A 16,823-nucleotide genomic window follows, 5' to 3' on the forward strand; every position below is an offset into this window, starting at 1 on the left:
CTACCTGTTTGCCATGGATCAGGCGTGAGCCACTTTGCCGACCGGCTCCAGCCTGGCGCGCCCTACCCGCTCGGCGCCACTTTCGACGGCTTAGGCGTCAACTTCGCCGTCTTCTCCGCCAATGCCGATGCGATCGAGCTGTGCTTGTTCGATCCCGCGGGCAAGCGCGAGCTTCAGCGCTTCTGGCTGCCCGAATGCACCGACGAGGTATTCCACGGCTACTTACCCGACGTCGAGCCTGGCTTGGTCTACGGCTATCGCGCGCACGGCCGCTACGAGCCGGAGGCCGGTCACCGCTTCAATCCCAATAAGCTCCTCCTCGATCCTTATGCCCGCAAGCTCCAGGGCCAGATCAAATGGACCGACGCGCTTCACGGCTATCGTATCGGCCACCGCCGCGACGACCTTTCATTCGACAAGCGCGACAGCGCCCCTGCCATGCCCAAGAGCGTCGTAGTCGACGATCATTGGGACTGGTCGCGCGATCGCCGCCCCAATACGCCGTGGTCCGAAACGGTGATCTACGAGGCGCACACCAAGGGCCTCACCAAGCTGATGGAGGAAGTCCCCGCGCGCGAACGCGGCACCTACGCTGCGCTCGGCCACCCTGCCGTCATCCGCCACCTCCAGCGCATCGGCGTCACCGCGATCGAGCTGCTCCCGATTCAGACCTTCACGCAGGATCGCTTCCTGCAGGAAAAGGGCCTGCGCAATTACTGGGGCTACAACACGCTCGGCTTCTTCGCCCCCGAACAGGCGTATATGGCGAGCGAGCACCAGGACGAGCTGCGCCGCGCTGTCCACCGCCTCCACAAGGCCGGCATCGAAGTCATAATGGACGTGGTCTACAACCACACCTGCGAAGGCTCGGAGAAAGGCCCAACTCTCTCCTGGCGAGGCCTCGACAACGCCAGCTACTACCGGCTCGTCGCCGACAACCCGCGCTACACGATCAACGACACCGGCACCGGCAACACGCTCAACATGAGCAAGGCGCGCGTGATTCAGATGGTCGCGGATTCCTTGCGCTATTGGGCCACCAGCTTCGGCATCGACGGCTTCCGCTTCGATCTCGGCCTCACCCTCGGCCGTGAGGCGACCGGCTTCGATCCCGGCGCCGCCTTCTTCGACGTCGTCCGCCAGGATCCCGTGCTCAGCCAGTTGAAGCTCATCGCCGAGCCGTGGGACGTCGGCCCCGGCGGCTATCAGCTCGGCAACTTCCCGCCCGGTTTCGCCGAGTGGAATGACAAATATCGCGACACGGTGCGAAGCTATTGGAAGGGCGACGCCGGCAAGCGCGGTGATCTCGCCGCGCGCCTGTCGGGCTCAGGCGACCTGTTCGATCGCCGCGCGCGCCGTCCCTGGGCCAGCGTCAACTTCCTTGTCGCGCACGACGGCTTCACCCTCGCCGACACGGTGATGTACGAAGATCGCCACAACGAGGCCAATGGCGAGGACAATCGCGATGGCCACGACAACAATCATTCGCGCAACTGGGGCGCCGAAGGCCCCACCGACGATCCCGCGATCAACGACGCCCGCGGCCGCGTGATGCGGTCGATGATGACAACGCTGCTCGCCTCACTCGGCACCCCGATGCTTACCGCCGGCGACGAGTTCGGGCGCACACAGGGTGGCAACAACAACGCTTATTGCCAGGATAACGAGATCAGCTGGCTCGACTGGCAGGCCGCGGCCTCGCCCGAAGGCCAGCAGCAGATCGACTTCACCGCCCGCCTGACCGAGCTGCGCCGTCGCTACCCCGTCCTGCGCGCGCCCACCTTCCTCTACGGTCAGGATTCCCCGGGCCACGGCGTCAACGACGTCGAATGGTGGGACGAGCGCGGCGAGCGGCTGAGCGAAGAGGACTGGCAGAACCCCGAAGGCCGCGCGCTGATGATGCGCCGCGCCGCGGTGAACGAGGCCGGCGAGGTAGAGGCCGTCTCGCTCCTCCTCAACGCGAGCGAGGCTCCGATCACCTTCCACCTCCCGAGGCCCGACACCCGCCGCACCGTCCTGATCGACAGCGCCAGACCCGATCAGGGCGAGATCGACATCGAAAACGAATACGAAGTCGCCCCCCAAGGCGCCGTCCTCCTGAAGTGGACCAGCGCGTGGGAGGTCTGAACGCCTGGGGCCCCGAGCCGCTAGAAGACGACACCATCCGCTTCAACCTCTGGGCGCCCAATGCGGATGCGGTGGCAATCGAGATCGACACCCCCAACCTGCATCCCGGCACAGGCCGGGGCACAGTGAATTATACGACCGCCCCACTAATCCCCACTGAAAACGGCTGGTGGCAAATCACCCTCCCGGTCGGACCGGGCACCCGCTACCGCTTCCGCATCGGCGACACCGCCGTCCCCGATCCAGCCTCGCGCCGCCAGCAAGGCGGGGTTCACGGCTGGAGCATCGTTTCCGACGACAACTATCAATGGCGCGCCCCCGACTGGCGCGGCCGCCCGTGGCACGAGATGGTCATTATGGAGCTCCACGCCGGCACGCTCGGCGGCTTCAGCGGTATTACCCAGCGCCTTCCCGCCTTCGCCGCGTTAGGCGTCACCGCGATTGAACTCATGCCGATCAACGCCTTCGCCGGCGACCGCGGCTGGGGCTATGACGGCGTGCTCCCTTACGCCGTGCACGAGGCCTACGGCTCCCCCGACGAGCTGCGCGCCCTCATAGACGCCGCGCACGAGCTCGGCCTCAGCGTTTTCCTAGACGTGGTGTACAATCACTTCGGCCCCGACGGTAACTACCTCGGCCTTTATGCCGACCGCTTCTTCCACCGCGATGTCGCCACCCCTTGGGGCGGCGCGGTCGCCGTCGACGAGCCCCCCGTCGCCCGCTTCTTCATCGACAACGCTCTGATGTGGCTGCGCGACTACCGCTTCGACGGCCTCCGCTTCGACGCCGTCCACGCAATCAACAATCCCGCGTTCCTCGACACGATGGCCGCCGAAATCCGCGCCGCCCTCCCCGATCGCCACACCCACCTTGTCCTCGAAAACGAGGCGAACGACGCCAGCCGGCTCCGCCCCGACGCGTACGACGCGCAATGGAACGACGACTTCCACAACGTCCTTCACGTTCTCCTCACCGGCGAGACCAACGCCTATTACGGCGACTTTGCCGACCGCCCTGCAGAGCGCCTCGCCCGCTGCCTGTCGCAGGGCTTCGTCTACCAGGGCGATCCCTCGCCCAACCACGACGGCAAGCCCCGCGGCACCCCAAGCGCGCACCTGCCGCCGACGCGCTTCGTCAGCTTCCTCCAGAACCACGACCAGGTCGGCAACCGGGCTTTAGGCGAGCGCCTAAAGCTGCTGACAGACCCCGCCAAACTCCGCGCCGCTACTGCGCTACTTCTGCTGAGCCCGCAGATCCCGCTGCTCTTCATGGGCGAGGAGGACGGCAGCGAAACGCCGTTTCTCTTCTTCACCGACTTCCACGACGATCTCGCCGACGCCGTTCGCGAAGGCCGTCGCCGCGAATTCGCCAAATTTGCTGCCTTCGCCGACGAGCAGGCGCGCGAGACGATCCCCGACCCGAACGACCTCGCGACGTTCGAGCAATCCCGTCCCCTGCCCGGCGCCGACGCGGAAAGCTGGCGCGCGCTCTATCGCAACCTGCTCGGCATCCGCCGAGACAGGATCGTCCCGCATCTTCGCGACGTGCGCGCGATCGGCGCGGAAGCGACCGGCGACGCTTCGGTCGTCGCGCACTGGCGCCTGGGTAACGGCACTTTCCTAGGTATCGCGATCGACCTGTCCGACACGCCGACGCTGCCCGCGATCGAGGGCGAACTGATCTACACCGATGGCGCGCGCTTCGCCGCCTGGCTCGAATCGTGACCGCCCCCGCCGACACTGTGCAGGCGGTCGGCCTACAACGCGACTGGACCGATGCGAACGGCCGCGCCCACCGCGTCGACAATGAGGTCCTGGAGGCGATCGCCGCCTGTCTCGATCCGGCCCCGCCCGACCAGCCCTTCCTTTCCGCCGAGACGGGCAATGCCATGGCACTGCCCGCATGGGCATCAGGCAAGGCGGTCTTGCGCCTCGAAGCGGGATCGACGCGCGAGCTGACGATCGACAACGCGTTGATGCCGCCGATCTCCGACACCGGCTACCATTGCCTTGAGATCGCCGGCCGAACGATGACGCTCGCGATCGCGCCCCCCCGCTGTCCGCAACCGCCCGGCCGCGGCTGGGGCGTGGCCGTACAGATCCCCTCACTTCGAGGCGGCTCGCAAACGGCGTTCGGCGATTTCGGCACGCTCGGGGAGGCGGCATCGGCCTTCGCGTGTGCCGGCGCATCCGCAGTCGCAATCAGCCCGACGCACGCGATCCTCACCCACGGCAGCGGTGCGTACAGCCCCTATTCGCCTTCCTCGCGCCTGTTCCACAACACGCTGTTCGCCGACGCGCCCCGCCTCGGCGCCGCACCGCCCGTCGATCACATCGATCCGCTGATCGACTGGCATCGGGCCATTCCCGATCGACTCGCCGATCTGCGCCGCGCGTTCGACACACGATCCGACGACGTTCGCACGGCGGTCGAGACCTATCGCACGCCGCGCGCGACGGCACTCGATCGACACGCGCTGTTCGAGGCGCTCCACGCGCATTTCGGCGGCGGCTGGCGCGGCTGGCCGAGCGCCTACCACGATCCTGCTGGCCCGGCGGTCGCCGACTTCGCAGGCAGCCATCGCGACGCGATCGACTTTCACGCTTTTCTGCAGTGGCTCGCCGACGACGGCCTCGCCGAGGCGCAGCAGCGCGCGCTATCGGGCATGCCGATCGGCCTCATAGCCGATCTTGCCGTCGGCATGATCGCGGACGGCAGCCACGCCTGGTCTCGCCGCGACGAGTTGCTGTCGGGGCTGACGATCGGCGCGCCGCCCGATCCGCTCGGCCCGCAGGGGCAGAACTGGGGCATCACCGCGCTCGATCCCTTCGCGCTCGCGCGCACCAGCTTCACCGCCTTCATCGAGACGATCCGTGCTACACTCGCGCACGCCGGCGGGATCCGTATCGATCACGCGCTCGGCCTCGATCGCCTGTGGGTCATTCCCGAAGGCGTGACGGCGGCGGAAGGCGCCTATCTCACCATGCCCGGCGCGCATCTGAAGCGCATCGTCGCGATCGAGGCGCAGCGGGCGAACGCGATCGTCATTGCCGAGGATCTCGGCACGGTTCCGCCCGGCTTTCGCGCGGATCTCGCCCGGCGCGGGATGCTCGGCATGCGCGTCCTGCCGTTCGAGCGCGACGGCAAGGGCCATTTCGTCCCGCCACGCCGCTGGGACGCCGATGCCGTCGCAATGACCGGGACGCATGATACCCCGACGCTCGCCGGCTGGTGGACTGGCCGCGACATCGAATGGCGCCGCACGCTTGGACACGACGTGCTCCCGGACGCCGAAGCGACGCGGCAGGCCGAACGTATCGATCTTTGCGCCAGCCTCGAACTGCCCGTTGAGGGCGCCGATGACGCTGCGCCGATCGACGCGATCCTCAGCAGCGTAGCACAGGCGCCCGCACCGCTCGCGATCGTCCCGCTCGAGGATATGCTGGGTCTCGTCGAACAGCCCAACATCCCCGGCACGGTCACCGAACACCCCAATTGGCGCCGCCGCATGCCGGCGTCGACCGCGGCGCTGCTCGACGATCCTCCCGTCGCTGCGCGCGTCGCGCGGCTCACCAGCGAGAGACCCGGATGATTCCGCGCGCCACCTACCGCTTGCAACTTCACGCCGGCTTCACTTTCGGAGATGCGGAAGCGATCGTGCCCTATCTCGACCAGCTCGGGATTAGCCACATCTACGCCTCGCCCGTCACTACGGCAGCGCCGGGCTCGACGCACGGTTACGACGTCGTCGATCCGACGACGATCAACCCGGAACTCGGCGGCGAAGACGGCTTCCGCCGCCTGGTCGCCGCGCTGGGCGCTCGCGGCATGGGGATCGTCATCGATATCGTGCCCAACCACATGGGCGTCGCCGGCGATACCAACGCTTGGTGGCGCGACGTCCTGCGCCGCGGCAAGGCGAGCGACTTCGCCGAGGTGTTCGACATCGACTGGTCGTGCCCGATCATGCTGCCGATACTCGGCACGTCGCTGGACGAGGCGCTCGATCAAGGCGCGATCGGCGTGGCGCAGCACGCCGGGCGCTGGTGGATCACCGCCTATGACGAACACCGGTTCCCGATCCGTGATGAGGATCAGGACGTCGCAGAGCAGCTACCAATTACGACGCTACTCGCACGGCAGCATTATCGCCTAGCCTGGTGGCGCGCAGCGAACGATGAGCTCAACTGGCGCCGCTTCTTCGCGATCAACGAACTTGCCGGCGTGCGCGTCGAGGATCCAGCCGTGCTCGCGCGTACCCACGCACTGTACTTCCGGCTGCACGACGAGGGGCTGATCGACGGCGTGCGCATCGATCACGTCGACGGGCTGACCGATCCGGCGGGCTATTGCCGCCTGCTCCGCGAGCGGCTTGGCCCGAGTGCGTGGATCATCGTTGAGAAGATCCTTGCGCCTGAAGAGCAGCTCGCGCGCGACTGGGGCGTCGACGGGACGAGCGGCTACGACTTCATGGAACAGGTCACCGCGCTGATCCACGATCCTGCCGGCGCCGCGCCGCTCGGCGATCTGTGGCGAGACGTCAGCGGCCGCCCGGACGAGCTCGGTCCCGAGGAGCTGCTGGCGCGGCAGCAACTGCTCGCCTGGCAGTTCAGCGGCCAGCTGGAAGGCTGCACCGACGCGTTCGCCAGCCTCGCGCATAGCGCCGCAGCCACCGACGGACTTACGCGACAGATGCTTCGCCGCGCGATCGAACGCTTGCTGTGGGTGTTTCCGGTCTATCGCACCTACGGTACCGGCGATGCCGCACCGGCAAGCGACGCCCGGATCCGCGCCACCGTGCGCAGCCGCGTCGCACCGCACGTTCCGCCGGGCGAAGCGACGGTCGTCGGTTACATCCTCGCGTGGCTCGCCGGCACCGGTCCCGGCGATCGTGGCCTCGCGACCGAGGCGGTCCGCCGCTTTCAGCAGCTCTCCGCACCGATCGCCGCCAAGGCGCTCGAGGATACGGCGTTCTACCGCTACGGCCGCTTGCTGTCGCGCAACGATGTCGGGTTCGACGCTGCGCGCATGAGCCTGCCCGTCGCCGAATTCCACGCGATCATGATGGACCGGGCGGCGCACTGGCACAAAGCGATGCTGACCACCGCCACGCACGATCACAAGCGCGGCGAGGACAGTCGCGCCCGGCTTGCCGCGCTGAGTGCGAAGCCCGCGCAGTGGCGTGCCGCCGTCGAGCAGTTGGAAAGGGTCGCCGCGCCCTTCTCCGACGGGATCGATCGCGGGGATCGCTACCAGCTGTTCCAGGCACTGCTCGGCGCCTGGCCGGCGGGCGAGCCCGACGCTAGTTTCGCGGATCGGATCGCTGCGTGGCAGACCAAGGCGCTGCGCGAAGCCAAGCTGCGCTCGTCGTGGGAAGCGCCCGATGCCGAATACGAGGAACGCTGCAACAGCCTGGCCGCGACGCTTATCACCACGCCTGCTTTCGTCGCGGCCGTGAAAGCCTTCCTCAAGGAAATCGACTCGATCGCGCGCCGCAACATGCTGGTAACATCGGCGCTGCGCTACGTCGCGCCAGGCGTTCCCGATCTATATCAGGGCACCGAACTCGGCGACTTCAGCCTGGTTGATCCCGACAATCGAGCACCGGTCGATTATCATCGCCGCGCCTCAGCGATCGCTGCGCCGCCCGAGAAGTTGCGGCTGATCCTCGCGCTGCTCGATCTGCGCCGGGCTTATCAGCCGCTTTTCGCACACGGCACGTACGAGCCCGCGACGATCAATGACGACAGCCGGATCGTCGCGTTCGAACGTCACCACGACGGAACAACGCTGCGCTTCGCCGCGACACTCGGCGACCATTCGCCGAGCACCCGGATCGCTTTTCCGTCCACCCGAGAAGAGGAAGCGGCGACGCTCTTCACGAGCGGCCCGGTCTGGTTCGAGGTTGTTTCGGCCTAAAGAAGCCAGTCGAACGCCTGCCGCACCCTTGCCGCGCCGCGGCCGCGGAAGACGTCGCCATGCGCGAAGACGACGGTCTCCGGCTGGGTCGCGATCGCGGCGCTGATTGCCGCCGCGGCCTCCCCGCGGTTGAGCAGCAGGGCCGCGCGGGCGTGAATTGCGGAGGTGCCGCGCGTCGCCAGCGTCGCGCGCATCACCGCCGCGGCCGCGGGGCGCAGCTTGCCGGGATCGAGGTTTTCGATCAGGTCGGTCAGCACCAGCGTGCGGCTGGCGGCATGGAAGAACCACGCTTCCTCGAAGCCCGCGCCGCCGCGCACCAGCCCTTGGCGTATTTCGTCCGCCCAGTCCGCGGGCGCCGCCTCGCCGAGGTCGGCGTCGATCCGCAACCCGGCGTCGCGCACCGCACGCCGGTCACGCAGCCCCGGCACCGCCCAGCACGTCGCCGACGGATAGGCGCGCTGCCATTCCTCGACATAGGCCCAATGCGCGATCGTCGGCGCAACGATGTGGCGCACGGTTCCGATCGCATCAAGCGCAGCGCCGAGCGCCGCGCTATGCCGTGTGGGCGAATGGAGGATCAGGCTGCCGTCGCGCAGCCGCATCACGGTCATGCGCACCGGTAATTGGAAGCCGAGCGCGCTGATCGGCCCGCTGTCGACGATCCAGATGTTGTCGCCGAGCGGCTTGGGCGTGTCGAGCGGCGGGTAGACGATCGCCGCGTCATCGCGCGCGGCGCCGCGCGCCAAGAACAGCGCGCCGCCGATCAATCCCAGCGCCGCGCCCGCACCCAGCAGCGTCGCTCGCTCGTTCGCCCGTTCCTTCATCGGACGCGCTCCCTTCTGCCCGGCGTTATTCGGAAGAGCCCGCGTTGGGCTGCTCAGCCGTCTTCTCCTCACCCAGGCGGCCGCTGCCATGATAGGCGCGCTCGGACTGGCCGCCGTCAAACCCGCCCGGCTTCTTGCCGCTATGCGGGTTGGGATAGGCGCCGCCCTGGCTCTCACCCTCGCCCTTGGGCTTACGCGACTCCTGCGGATCGGCGGCATCACTCGTTCCAGCCCCGTCGGCTTGCATCGGCTGCTTGTCGGTCATTGTCTCTCTCCACGTATGCGTTACGTGAACGCCCCGCTGCCGTGTTCGTGCCGTGCCGCCGCCGCATCGCTGGTCGGCGTTGCGCTAATCGAAACCCTTCGGTTCGATCCGTGGCCTTGCGACATGCCGCGCGAGCGCCAAGCTTTCCTGCAACAAATCATCGCATGGGAATGTGCGTCATGAAAAAGATCGGCTTTCTGTCGTTCGGCCATTGGTCGTCCTCCCCGCACTCCGCGACGCGCTCGGCGGCGGACGTGCTGCTGCAATCGATCGACCTCGCGGTTTCCGCGGAGGAGCTTGGCGTCGACGGCGCTTATTTTCGCGTGCACCATTTCGCGCAGCAGCTCGCATCGCCCTTTCCGCTGCTTGCCGCGGTCGGCGCGCGAACGAAGCGGATTGAGATCGGCACCGGCGTCATCGACATGCGCTACGAGAACCCGTTCTACATGGCGGAAGATGCGGGCGCCGCGGACCTAATCAGCGGCGGACGCCTGCAGCTGGGGCTCAGCCGCGGCTCGCCCGAGCAGGTCATCGATGGCTGGCGCCACTTCGGCTATGCACCGGCGGAAGGCGAAAGCGATGCCGACATGGGCCGTCGCCATGCCGAAGTGTTTCTGGAACTGCTGGATGGCAAGGGCTTCGCGCGCCCTAATCCGCGGCCGATGTTCCCCAATCCGCCGGGGCTGCTGCGGCTTGAGCCGCATTCGCCGGGCTTGCGCGAGCGGATCTGGTGGGGCTCCGCCTCAAACGCGACCGCCGTGTGGGCCGCGCGGATGGGCATGAACCTGCAGAGTTCGACGCTGAAGGCCGACGAGACGGGCGAGCCGTTCCACGTCCAGCAGGCGCGGCAGATCCGCGCCTACCGCGATGCATGGAAGGACGCCGGCCACAGCCGAACGCCGCGCGTGTCGGTATCGCGGTCGATTTTCGCATTGGTCGACGATCGCGACCGGGCATATTTCGGGCGCGGCGCGGACAGCGACCAAATCGGCGTGATCGACAATATGCGCGCCGTCTTCGGCCGCAGCTACGCCGACGAGCCCGACCGGCTGATCGAGCAGCTGCGCGGCGACGAGGCGATCGCCGAGGCCGACACGCTGCTCGTCACCGTCCCCAACCAACTCGGGGTGGCGTACAACACGCACGTGCTCGAGGCGCTCATGACGCATGTCGCCCCAGCGCTGGGCTGGACGGACACGCGCCTCGCCGCCTGATCGGGGATGGTCGTCGCCGGGCGCCGATGCGCGCCCGGCGATCGATCAAGCCTTCGGCGTGCTCAGATGCGCGCTGAGGTGCTTGTTCATCTCGAACATGCTGACCGACTTTTTGCCGAAAATCTTCGCCAACTTGTCGTCGCCGTTGATCTGCCGCCGATCCTTGGCGTCCTGCAGATCGTGCTTCTTGATATAGTCCCACACCTTTTTCACGACTTCGCTGCGCGGAAGATCGCCCTTGCCGACGATCTCGGCCAGATCGGCGGACGGCGTGACCGGCGCAGTGATCCCGCCACGTGCGCCGCCAGCGGACTTGCCGGTTGCCTTGACCTTCTTTTCCGCCGCCGCGGTCTCGTTCTTGCCGCGCTTCTCTGCCGAACGTGCCATTTTTCTCTCCGGTCCTGCCCGCCCGATTCCGGGCGCAGCGAGTGGTGGGCGCGATTGTGTCGTACGAAAAGCGAAACATCGCAAGGCGCAACGCATTGGCCCGTCCGCCGACCGTGCGGCAGACGCCGCCGTTACGGTCCCGTCGCTGTGCCTAGATGCCGCGTGGACGGTCGGCGACTTGCAGTTCGCGCGCCCGGCGCTAGGACGGTCCGGCGCCGTTCGACGGCGCATCAAGGCGTGCCGGTACCGGGAACGCAGTGCGCATGTTTCGGCATGTAATTCTGCGGCTGACCCTGCAACTGTGAGCGGCGAGTGCGATGTGCAGGCGGGGTGGCTTCATCCCGCAGTCACTGGAACGATCGGTTGCATCAAGCCGATCGTCTGGGAAGGCGCAGGTCGCGCGATGATCCGCAAGCCAGGAGACCGCTCGGCGCGTGTCGCTCTTGTCCGGCTCATGGGACTGGCCGGGCGCGAAGCTCTTCGTCTGAGCGACGGAAATGCGGCCGGGGCCGCACCGGTGATGGCTGTCGGCGCGAACGCGCGCGTTGCGGCGATCGTCCGGCCGTTCGCACGGACGCCCCGGCATGGTCGCTCGACGCGTGGAGCCTGCCTCATGATCCTCTCCCGTACCCCCGATGCCGGCATCGCCTGGCAACTCGCGCTCGCCGCCGTCGCCGTGCTTGGCACGCTGGCAATTGCCTGCATGATGCCGTTCGTCGCGCTTGCGGTCGCCGCCGCGCTCACCATGCCCCGCACGCGCGCCGCCGCAACGATCACCGCGATCTGGGCGACAAACCAGCTGCTCGGCTTCGGGCTGCTCGGCTACCCCCTCACCGGCTACGCGCTGTCGTGGGGCGGCGCGCTGCTCGGCGCCAGTCTGGGTGCGATGCTGCTCGCGGCGCGGCTGTTCGACGCGCCCCGCCCGCTCAGTTACGCCTTCCCGCTGGTCTTCCTCGCCGCCTTCGCCGCATTCGAAATCGCGCTGTTCGGCTTCGCGCTGCTCGTCGGCGGGACCGAGACGTTCACGCCGACGATCGTGCTGCAACTGTTGACCAACGACGTGCTGTGGTTCGCTGGATTGCTTGCGCTCCACGGTGTGCTTACCCGCGCCGCTCCGCGGGTGTTCGGCCCGGGCCTCGCGCTGCGGGCGGCGTGATGGCCCAGCCGCGCGTCGTCTCCCTGCTGCCCAGCGCGACCGAGATCGCCGTCGCCGTCGGCATGGAGCAGGAGATCGTCGGGCGGTCGCACGAATGCGACTTCCCTGCATTCATCAAGGCACTGCCGATCTGCACCGCGACCAAGCTCGAAAAGGGGCTGACGTCGCTGCAGATCGACGATCGCGTGCAGGAGATCGTGCGCCAGGGCCTGTCGGTCTACGAGGTCGACGCCGCGCTGCTGCGATCGCTGCGCCCCGACGTGATCCTGACGCAGTCGCAGTGCGCCGTGTGCGCGGTTACGCCGCGCGATCTCGAAGAGGCGCTGTCGTCGTGGATCGGCACGCCGCCGACGCTGCTGTCGCTGGCGCCCGACAATCTTGACGACGTCTGGGGTGATCTGCGCCGCGTCGGTGAGGCAGTCGGCGCGCCCGCAGCCGCCGAAGCATCGATCACCACCCTTCAGGCACGGCTCGACACACTCCGCACGCGAGCGGCCAAGCGCGCGCATCGTCCGACGATCGCCGCGATCGAGTGGATCGATCCGCTGATGGCGGCGGGAAACTGGGTGCCTGAACTGATCCAGATCGCGGGCGGGGAGCCGCTGTTCGCGACGCCCGGCCAGCATTCGCCATGGCTCGAATGGGACGCGCTGGTCGCGGCCGATCCCGACATCATCGTGCTGATGCCGTGCGGTTTCCAGATCCCGCAGACGATGGCTGATCTTGGTCCGCTCACCACGCGCGACGGGTGGAATCGGCTGGCCGCGGTGCGCGCCGGCCGGGTGTTCGTCGCCGACGGCCACCATTTCTTCAATCGCCCCGGCCCGCGGCTCGTCGAATCCGCGGCGATCATCGCCGAGACGATCGATGCCGGCCGCGGCGTGGACGCCGGCGCGGGGTGGCGCCGGCTATGACCGCGCGCCGCACCCGGTAAACCTCACCCGGTCAGCGCGTCGAGATCGAGCCGGTAGAAGCGCGCCGCCGAACCGGCGAATAGTTCGCGCTTCTCGGCCGCGCTCGCGCCCGCTGCGATACGCTTGAACGCGTTCCACAGCGTCGCGTAATCGGCGCCCCAGCGGTCGACCGGAAAATTGCTCTCAAACATCGCGCGCTCGGTGCCGAACGCCTCGATGCACGTCTCGACATACGGCCGGAACAGCTCGGCCAGCAGGTCGGACGTCGGTCGCGCGTCGGGCCCGAGATTGCCCAGCGCGCAGAACGGCATCGCCAGCCCACCGAGCTTGACCGTCACGTTGGGGCATTGCGCAAGATCGCGGATCGCCGCCGCCCAGCCATTGAACCGCTCGCGCTGCCGCCCGTCGTAGCTGCCGAGCCCGAGCGGCGTGCCGACGTGGTCGAGCACGATCGGCTGATCGGGAAAGGCGCGCGCCAGCGCCGCGACGTCGCCGATCTGCGGCTCCAGCACCCAGGCGTCGAACGTTAGGCCAAGCGGCCCGAGCCGGGCAAAGCCCGCGCGGAACGTCGCGTCGGCGTAGAGCCCGGCGGGTGCGTGGCCGAGCGGGCCGAGCACCACCGGATCAGCGTCCCACGCGGCGATATGGCGAATACCGCGAAACCGCCCGTTGCCCGCCGCGATCTCCGCCTCCAGCACCGCGGCGACGGCGTCGCCCAGCATCAGATCGGCCTGCCCCACGATCCCGGCGCACGCGCGAAACGGCCCGTAGATTCCGCTTGCCGACTGCGCCGCGACGCCGTTGACGAACTCCACCTCGCCCACCGGCTTCAGTTCCGCCGGTCCATCCGCACGATAGAAGGCGCCGCATTGCAGGAACACCGTGGCGACGACGTTGTGCCCGCTCCCGCGGCAATCGGCGTAGAGTTCGTCGAACAGGTAACGCGGCGACTGGCGCGATATCCGCCCGAACGGATGCGCGATCTCGGGCATCCGCGGCAGCACCGGCTGGAAATCCCACAAATGGTGGTGCGGATCGATGATCGGCAGGTCCGGCTCAATGATCGGCTCGGCGTCGCGCATGCTGCCCTCTCCTTTTCGTGTCGTTGTTTGGCAGCAGCGTGCCGCACCGCGGCGGCGAAGTCGATGCCCGCTGCTTTACGCTACGTCACCGCCCGGTCATACCGGAACGAGAACGACGAATAAGCATGGAGAGAGAAGATGGGCGATCTGGTCATCCGCGACGATCGAGACGGCTGGGCGCTGCTGACGCTCAACCGCCCCGACAAGCTCAACGCCCTGACCGTCGGCGTCTTTCGCGAACTCCGTGCGCACATCGCAGACCTTCGTGACGATCGCTCGGCCGCCTGCGTCGTCCTGCGGGGGGCGGGCAAATGCTTTTCCGCCGGACACGACCTCGCCGATATCGCGAGCGGCGAGGACGTGCCCTCGCGCGGCTGGCATAGCGAGACGCTGCGGTTCCTGGAGAAGCTGCCGATGCCGGTGATCGCCGCCGTCCACGGCCACTGCTACACCGGCGCGCTCGAAGTCGCGCTCGCGTGTGACTTCATCGTCGCGGCCGACAATGCGCGCTTCGGCGACACGCACGCCAAATGGGCGCTGACCCCGATCTGGGGAATGAGCCAGCGGCTGCCGCGGCGGGTCGGCATTGCCACTGCCAAGCGGCTGATGTTCACCGCCGACATGATCGATGCGGCCGAGGCGCACCGTATCGGGCTCGCCGAGCAGGTCGTCCCGCTCGACCGGTTCGACGACGAGATCGCCACGCTCGCCGGCCGGATCGCCGCCAATTCGGCGTTCAGCCACGCTGCCAACAAGCGGCTGCTCGACGTCACCGACGGGCAGGCGCTCGACGCCGGGCTGCAATATGAAGTGCTCGAGAACGAAGGCGTCGGGCCCGACATGCGCGATCGCATCGCGGCCTTCACCGGCAAGTCGGCAAAGGGCTGATCGCTCGCCTCGCCGGCTTTGTCGCCCGGCGATGGAACGCGGCGTTCACCCGCGCTTTGAACCGGTAACGGCGCGCGGCCGCCTGCCGCGCCGCCTTATCGGCACAAGGACGGCGCGGCAGATGGCGGAACAAGGTGGCGGCCGGGCCGTGCCGAGCGGACGAATGGCACGCTTCGGGCGCCTCGGGCGGCTGGCTGGCGGGGTCGCTGGCGGCATGCTCGCGGAGGGGACGCGCCGCATTGCCGCCGGCGAGCGCCCGCGCATGGGCGATCTGCTGCTGACGCCCGGCAACGCCGCGCGCGTCACCGATCAACTCGCGCATCTGCGCGGCGCGGCGATGAAGCTCGGGCAGATGATTTCGATGGATGCCGGCGACCTGCTCCCGCCCGAGCTTACCGCGATCCTCGCCCGGCTGCGTGACAATGCGCATCACATGCCGCCCCCGCAGCTCGATCGCGTGCTGGTGCAGGAATGGGGTCGCGACTGGCGCCGGCGCTTCCGCCACTTCCAGGCGCATCCGATCGCCGCCGCCTCGATCGGGCAGGTGCATCGCGCGGAACTGCCCGACGGCCGCACGATCGCAATCAAGGTACAGTATCCCGGCGTCGCGGAGAGCATCGACGCAGACGTCGACAATGTCGCGACGCTGCTGCGCGTATCGGGCCTGCTGCCGCGCGAGCTCGACATCGCGACGCTGCTCGTCGAAGCCAAGCGCCAGCTGCACGAGGAAGCCGATTACCTGCGCGAGCGCGAGATGCTCGAGCGGTATCGCGAGCAGATCGGCGAGGATCCCGCTTATGTCGTCCCGGCCGCCGTGCCCGAACTCAGCACCGCGCGCGTGCTGGCGATGGAGTTCGTCGCCGGCAGCCCGATCGAGACGCTGGAGGACGCGCCGCAGGAGGTGCGCGATCGCGCCGCCACCGCGCTGGTGACTCTCGTGCTGCGCGAGCTGTTCGATTGGGGCCTGATGCAGACCGATCCCAATTTCGCCAACTATCGCTGGCAGGCGGAAAGCGGGCGTCTCGTCCTACTCGATTTCGGCGCCGCGCGCCCGGTTCAGCCGCGGACGCAGGCCGGCTACCACCGCCTGCTGATGGCCGGACTCGACGAGAATGCGGCCGAGATCCGCGCCGCGGCGATCGACGCGGGCTTCCTCGGCGACGCCGCCGCCGATCGCCACGGCGCGATCGTTGCGCGGATGATCGACGTCATCGTTGCCGAACTCCACCGTTCAGGTCCGTTCGATTTCGGCGACCGCGCCTTTGTCCAGGTGCTGCGCGAGGAGGCCATGGTGATGGCGCAGGATCGCAGCACCTGGCATCTGCCGCCGATCGACACCCTCTTCGTCCAGCGTAAGGTGAGCGGCACCGCGCTGCTGTGCGCGCGACTGAAGGCCGAGGTCGACCTGCGCGGTCTGATCGGTGCGCATCGCGACGCAATTTTCGCCTGACCGCCGCTCGTTCCGGAACGCTTCGCGCATGCGCGCGTCGTCCCGGCTATACACTGAAAAGGCAGAACGATGGCGATCTTCAACAAGGACATGGTCGAGCTCGCGACCCGCAACACGCTGTGGCAGAAGGAAGTCTATCGCGATCGCAAGATTCAGATCGTGCTGATGAGCATTCCTGCCGGCGAGGAAATCGGCGCCGAGACGCACCCCGCAGATCAGACGACGTTCATCGTATCGGGTGACGCGAAGGTGGTGATCGACGGCCATACGACGTCGGCCGGCGCCAACCACCTCGTCATCGTGCCCAAAGGCGCCGAGCACAACATCGTTAACAAGGGCAGTGGCGAGCTCAAGCTATTCTCGGTTTACGCCCCGCCGGCCGAGCCGGAAGGCGCGGCGTTCAAGACCAAGGCCGAAGCGGAGGAAGCCGAGAAAGGCCTGCTCGCCAAGGCTGCCGACAAGGTGAAGGAAGCGCTGGGCGACTGAGTAGAAGACCACCGACGCTGCGCTCCGGCTTCCGGGGTTGCAGCGTCGACCACGTATCAGGCCGAGCCCCAGTTGCATTGTCACGGCTCCCCCCCTCCGCTACGTTTCGGC

Annotated in this window: 14 protein-coding genes and 1 riboswitch; of the genes, 10 read left to right on the forward strand and 4 right to left on the reverse strand. The window is 67.9% G+C overall.

Going from position 1 to position 16,823, the window contains the following annotated elements; translation table 11 throughout:
- The first annotated feature begins 24 nt into the window (after positions 1 to 24).
- From glgX to treY, 4 genes are read left to right on the forward strand one after another with little or no spacing between them, the layout of a single operon-like run.
- The gene (gene glgX, locus B7L05_RS11270) at positions 25 to 2,127 is read left to right on the forward strand and encodes a glycogen debranching protein GlgX (RefSeq protein WP_085810357.1); all 2,103 of its coding nucleotides are present in this window, start codon (positions 25 to 27) and stop codon (positions 2,125 to 2,127) included.
- Positions 2,103 to 3,851 (forward strand): malto-oligosyltrehalose trehalohydrolase, encoded by a 1,749-nt coding sequence (treZ, locus tag B7L05_RS11275; RefSeq protein WP_256926702.1) that lies wholly within the window; start codon positions 2,103 to 2,105, stop codon positions 3,849 to 3,851. The genes glgX and treZ overlap by 25 nt, the downstream gene beginning before the upstream one ends.
- A complete protein-coding gene (gene malQ / locus B7L05_RS11280; RefSeq protein WP_218776007.1) occupies positions 3,848 to 5,719 on the forward strand; it encodes a 4-alpha-glucanotransferase in 1,872 nt (623 codons plus the stop codon). Before treZ ends, malQ begins: the two co-directional genes overlap by 4 nt.
- On the forward strand, positions 5,716 to 8,046 hold the full coding sequence (gene treY, locus B7L05_RS11285) for a malto-oligosyltrehalose synthase (RefSeq protein ID WP_085810359.1): 2,331 nt from the start codon (positions 5,716 to 5,718) through the stop codon (positions 8,044 to 8,046). The genes malQ and treY overlap by 4 nt, the downstream gene beginning before the upstream one ends.
- Here treY and B7L05_RS11290 read toward each other — a convergent pair.
- Together B7L05_RS11290 and B7L05_RS11295 are read right to left on the reverse strand one after the other, a co-directional pair.
- Complete coding sequence (locus B7L05_RS11290; RefSeq protein ID WP_085810360.1) at positions 8,043 to 8,870, reverse strand: DUF4336 domain-containing protein; 828 nt, start codon at positions 8,868 to 8,870, stop codon at positions 8,043 to 8,045. The genes treY and B7L05_RS11290 overlap by 4 nt on opposite strands.
- A gap of 25 nt (positions 8,871 to 8,895) precedes the next feature.
- On the reverse strand, positions 8,896 to 9,135 hold the full coding sequence (locus tag B7L05_RS11295) for a hypothetical protein (RefSeq protein WP_085810361.1): 240 nt from the start codon (positions 9,133 to 9,135) through the stop codon (positions 8,896 to 8,898).
- A gap of 179 nt (positions 9,136 to 9,314) precedes the next feature.
- Here B7L05_RS11295 and B7L05_RS11300 point away from each other — a divergent pair, with 179 nt between their 5' ends.
- Positions 9,315 to 10,349: an LLM class flavin-dependent oxidoreductase gene (locus B7L05_RS11300; RefSeq protein WP_085810362.1), complete on the forward strand. Its 1,035-nt coding sequence runs from the start codon at positions 9,315 to 9,317 to the stop codon at positions 10,347 to 10,349.
- A 45-nt stretch (positions 10,350 to 10,394) separates the two neighbouring features.
- On the opposite strand, the gene B7L05_RS11305 is transcribed toward B7L05_RS11300, so the two are convergent.
- Positions 10,395 to 10,736 carry an SWIB/MDM2 domain-containing protein gene (locus B7L05_RS11305; protein ID WP_085810363.1) on the reverse strand — a complete coding sequence of 114 codons (342 nt, stop codon included), beginning with the start codon at positions 10,734 to 10,736 and terminating at the stop codon, positions 10,395 to 10,397.
- A gap of 203 nt (positions 10,737 to 10,939) precedes the next feature.
- Positions 10,940 to 11,183: riboswitch (cobalamin riboswitch) on the forward strand.
- 166 nt (positions 11,184 to 11,349) lie between these two features.
- On the opposite strand from B7L05_RS11305, the gene B7L05_RS11310 reads away from it, so the two are divergent.
- Both B7L05_RS11310 and B7L05_RS11315 read left to right on the forward strand, forming a co-directional pair.
- Positions 11,350 to 11,892: a hypothetical protein gene (locus tag B7L05_RS11310; protein ID WP_144037238.1), complete on the forward strand. Its 543-nt coding sequence runs from the start codon at positions 11,350 to 11,352 to the stop codon at positions 11,890 to 11,892.
- Positions 11,892 to 12,806 carry an ABC transporter substrate-binding protein gene (locus B7L05_RS11315; protein ID WP_085810365.1) on the forward strand — a complete coding sequence of 305 codons (915 nt, stop codon included), beginning with the start codon at positions 11,892 to 11,894 and terminating at the stop codon, positions 12,804 to 12,806. Before B7L05_RS11310 ends, B7L05_RS11315 begins: the two co-directional genes overlap by 1 nt.
- Positions 12,807 to 12,829: 23 nt before the next feature.
- Here B7L05_RS11315 and B7L05_RS11320 read toward each other — a convergent pair whose 3' ends face one another.
- Entirely contained in the window at positions 12,830 to 13,888 is a 1,059-nt protein-coding gene (locus B7L05_RS11320; RefSeq protein WP_085810366.1) for an amidohydrolase, read from the reverse strand.
- Between the two features lie 138 nt (positions 13,889 to 14,026).
- Between B7L05_RS11320 and B7L05_RS11325 the strand changes: the two genes are divergently transcribed.
- From B7L05_RS11325 to B7L05_RS11335, 3 genes are all read left to right on the forward strand, one after another.
- Positions 14,027 to 14,776, forward strand: coding sequence for an enoyl-CoA hydratase/isomerase family protein (locus tag B7L05_RS11325; RefSeq protein WP_085810367.1), 750 nt, complete (start codon positions 14,027 to 14,029; stop codon positions 14,774 to 14,776).
- A gap of 163 nt (positions 14,777 to 14,939) precedes the next feature.
- Entirely contained in the window at positions 14,940 to 16,226 is a 1,287-nt protein-coding gene (locus tag B7L05_RS11330; protein ID WP_256926703.1) for an AarF/ABC1/UbiB kinase family protein, read from the forward strand.
- 69 nt (positions 16,227 to 16,295) lie between these two features.
- Positions 16,296 to 16,712 carry a cupin domain-containing protein gene (locus B7L05_RS11335; protein WP_085810368.1) on the forward strand — a complete coding sequence of 139 codons (417 nt, stop codon included), beginning with the start codon at positions 16,296 to 16,298 and terminating at the stop codon, positions 16,710 to 16,712.
- Positions 16,713 to 16,823: the final 111 nt, after the last annotated feature.

It is taken from the genome of Sphingomonas sp. TZW2008 (assembly GCF_002117915.1).
GTDB lineage: Bacteria > Pseudomonadota > Alphaproteobacteria > Sphingomonadales > Sphingomonadaceae > Sphingomonas.

Coding starts and splice junctions, on each gene's coding strand:
- treY (WP_085810359.1), top strand. CDS start 5,716: ATGATTCCGCGCGCCACCTACCGCTTGCAACTTCACGCCGGCTTCACT.
- B7L05_RS11290 (WP_085810360.1), bottom strand. CDS start 8,870: ATGAAGGAACGGGCGAACGAGCGAGCGACGCTGCTGGGTGCGGGCGCG.
- B7L05_RS11295 (WP_085810361.1), bottom strand. CDS start 9,135: ATGACCGACAAGCAGCCGATGCAAGCCGACGGGGCTGGAACGAGTGAT.
- B7L05_RS11300 (WP_085810362.1), top strand. CDS start 9,315: ATGAAAAAGATCGGCTTTCTGTCGTTCGGCCATTGGTCGTCCTCCCCG.
- B7L05_RS11305 (WP_085810363.1), bottom strand. CDS start 10,736: ATGGCACGTTCGGCAGAGAAGCGCGGCAAGAACGAGACCGCGGCGGCG.
- B7L05_RS11310 (WP_144037238.1), top strand. CDS start 11,350: ATGATCCTCTCCCGTACCCCCGATGCCGGCATCGCCTGGCAACTCGCG.
- B7L05_RS11315 (WP_085810365.1), top strand. CDS start 11,892: ATGGCCCAGCCGCGCGTCGTCTCCCTGCTGCCCAGCGCGACCGAGATC.
- B7L05_RS11320 (WP_085810366.1), bottom strand. CDS start 13,888: ATGCGCGACGCCGAGCCGATCATTGAGCCGGACCTGCCGATCATCGAT.
- B7L05_RS11325 (WP_085810367.1), top strand. CDS start 14,027: ATGGGCGATCTGGTCATCCGCGACGATCGAGACGGCTGGGCGCTGCTG.
- B7L05_RS11330 (WP_256926703.1), top strand. CDS start 14,940: ATGGCACGCTTCGGGCGCCTCGGGCGGCTGGCTGGCGGGGTCGCTGGC.
- B7L05_RS11335 (WP_085810368.1), top strand. CDS start 16,296: ATGGCGATCTTCAACAAGGACATGGTCGAGCTCGCGACCCGCAACACG.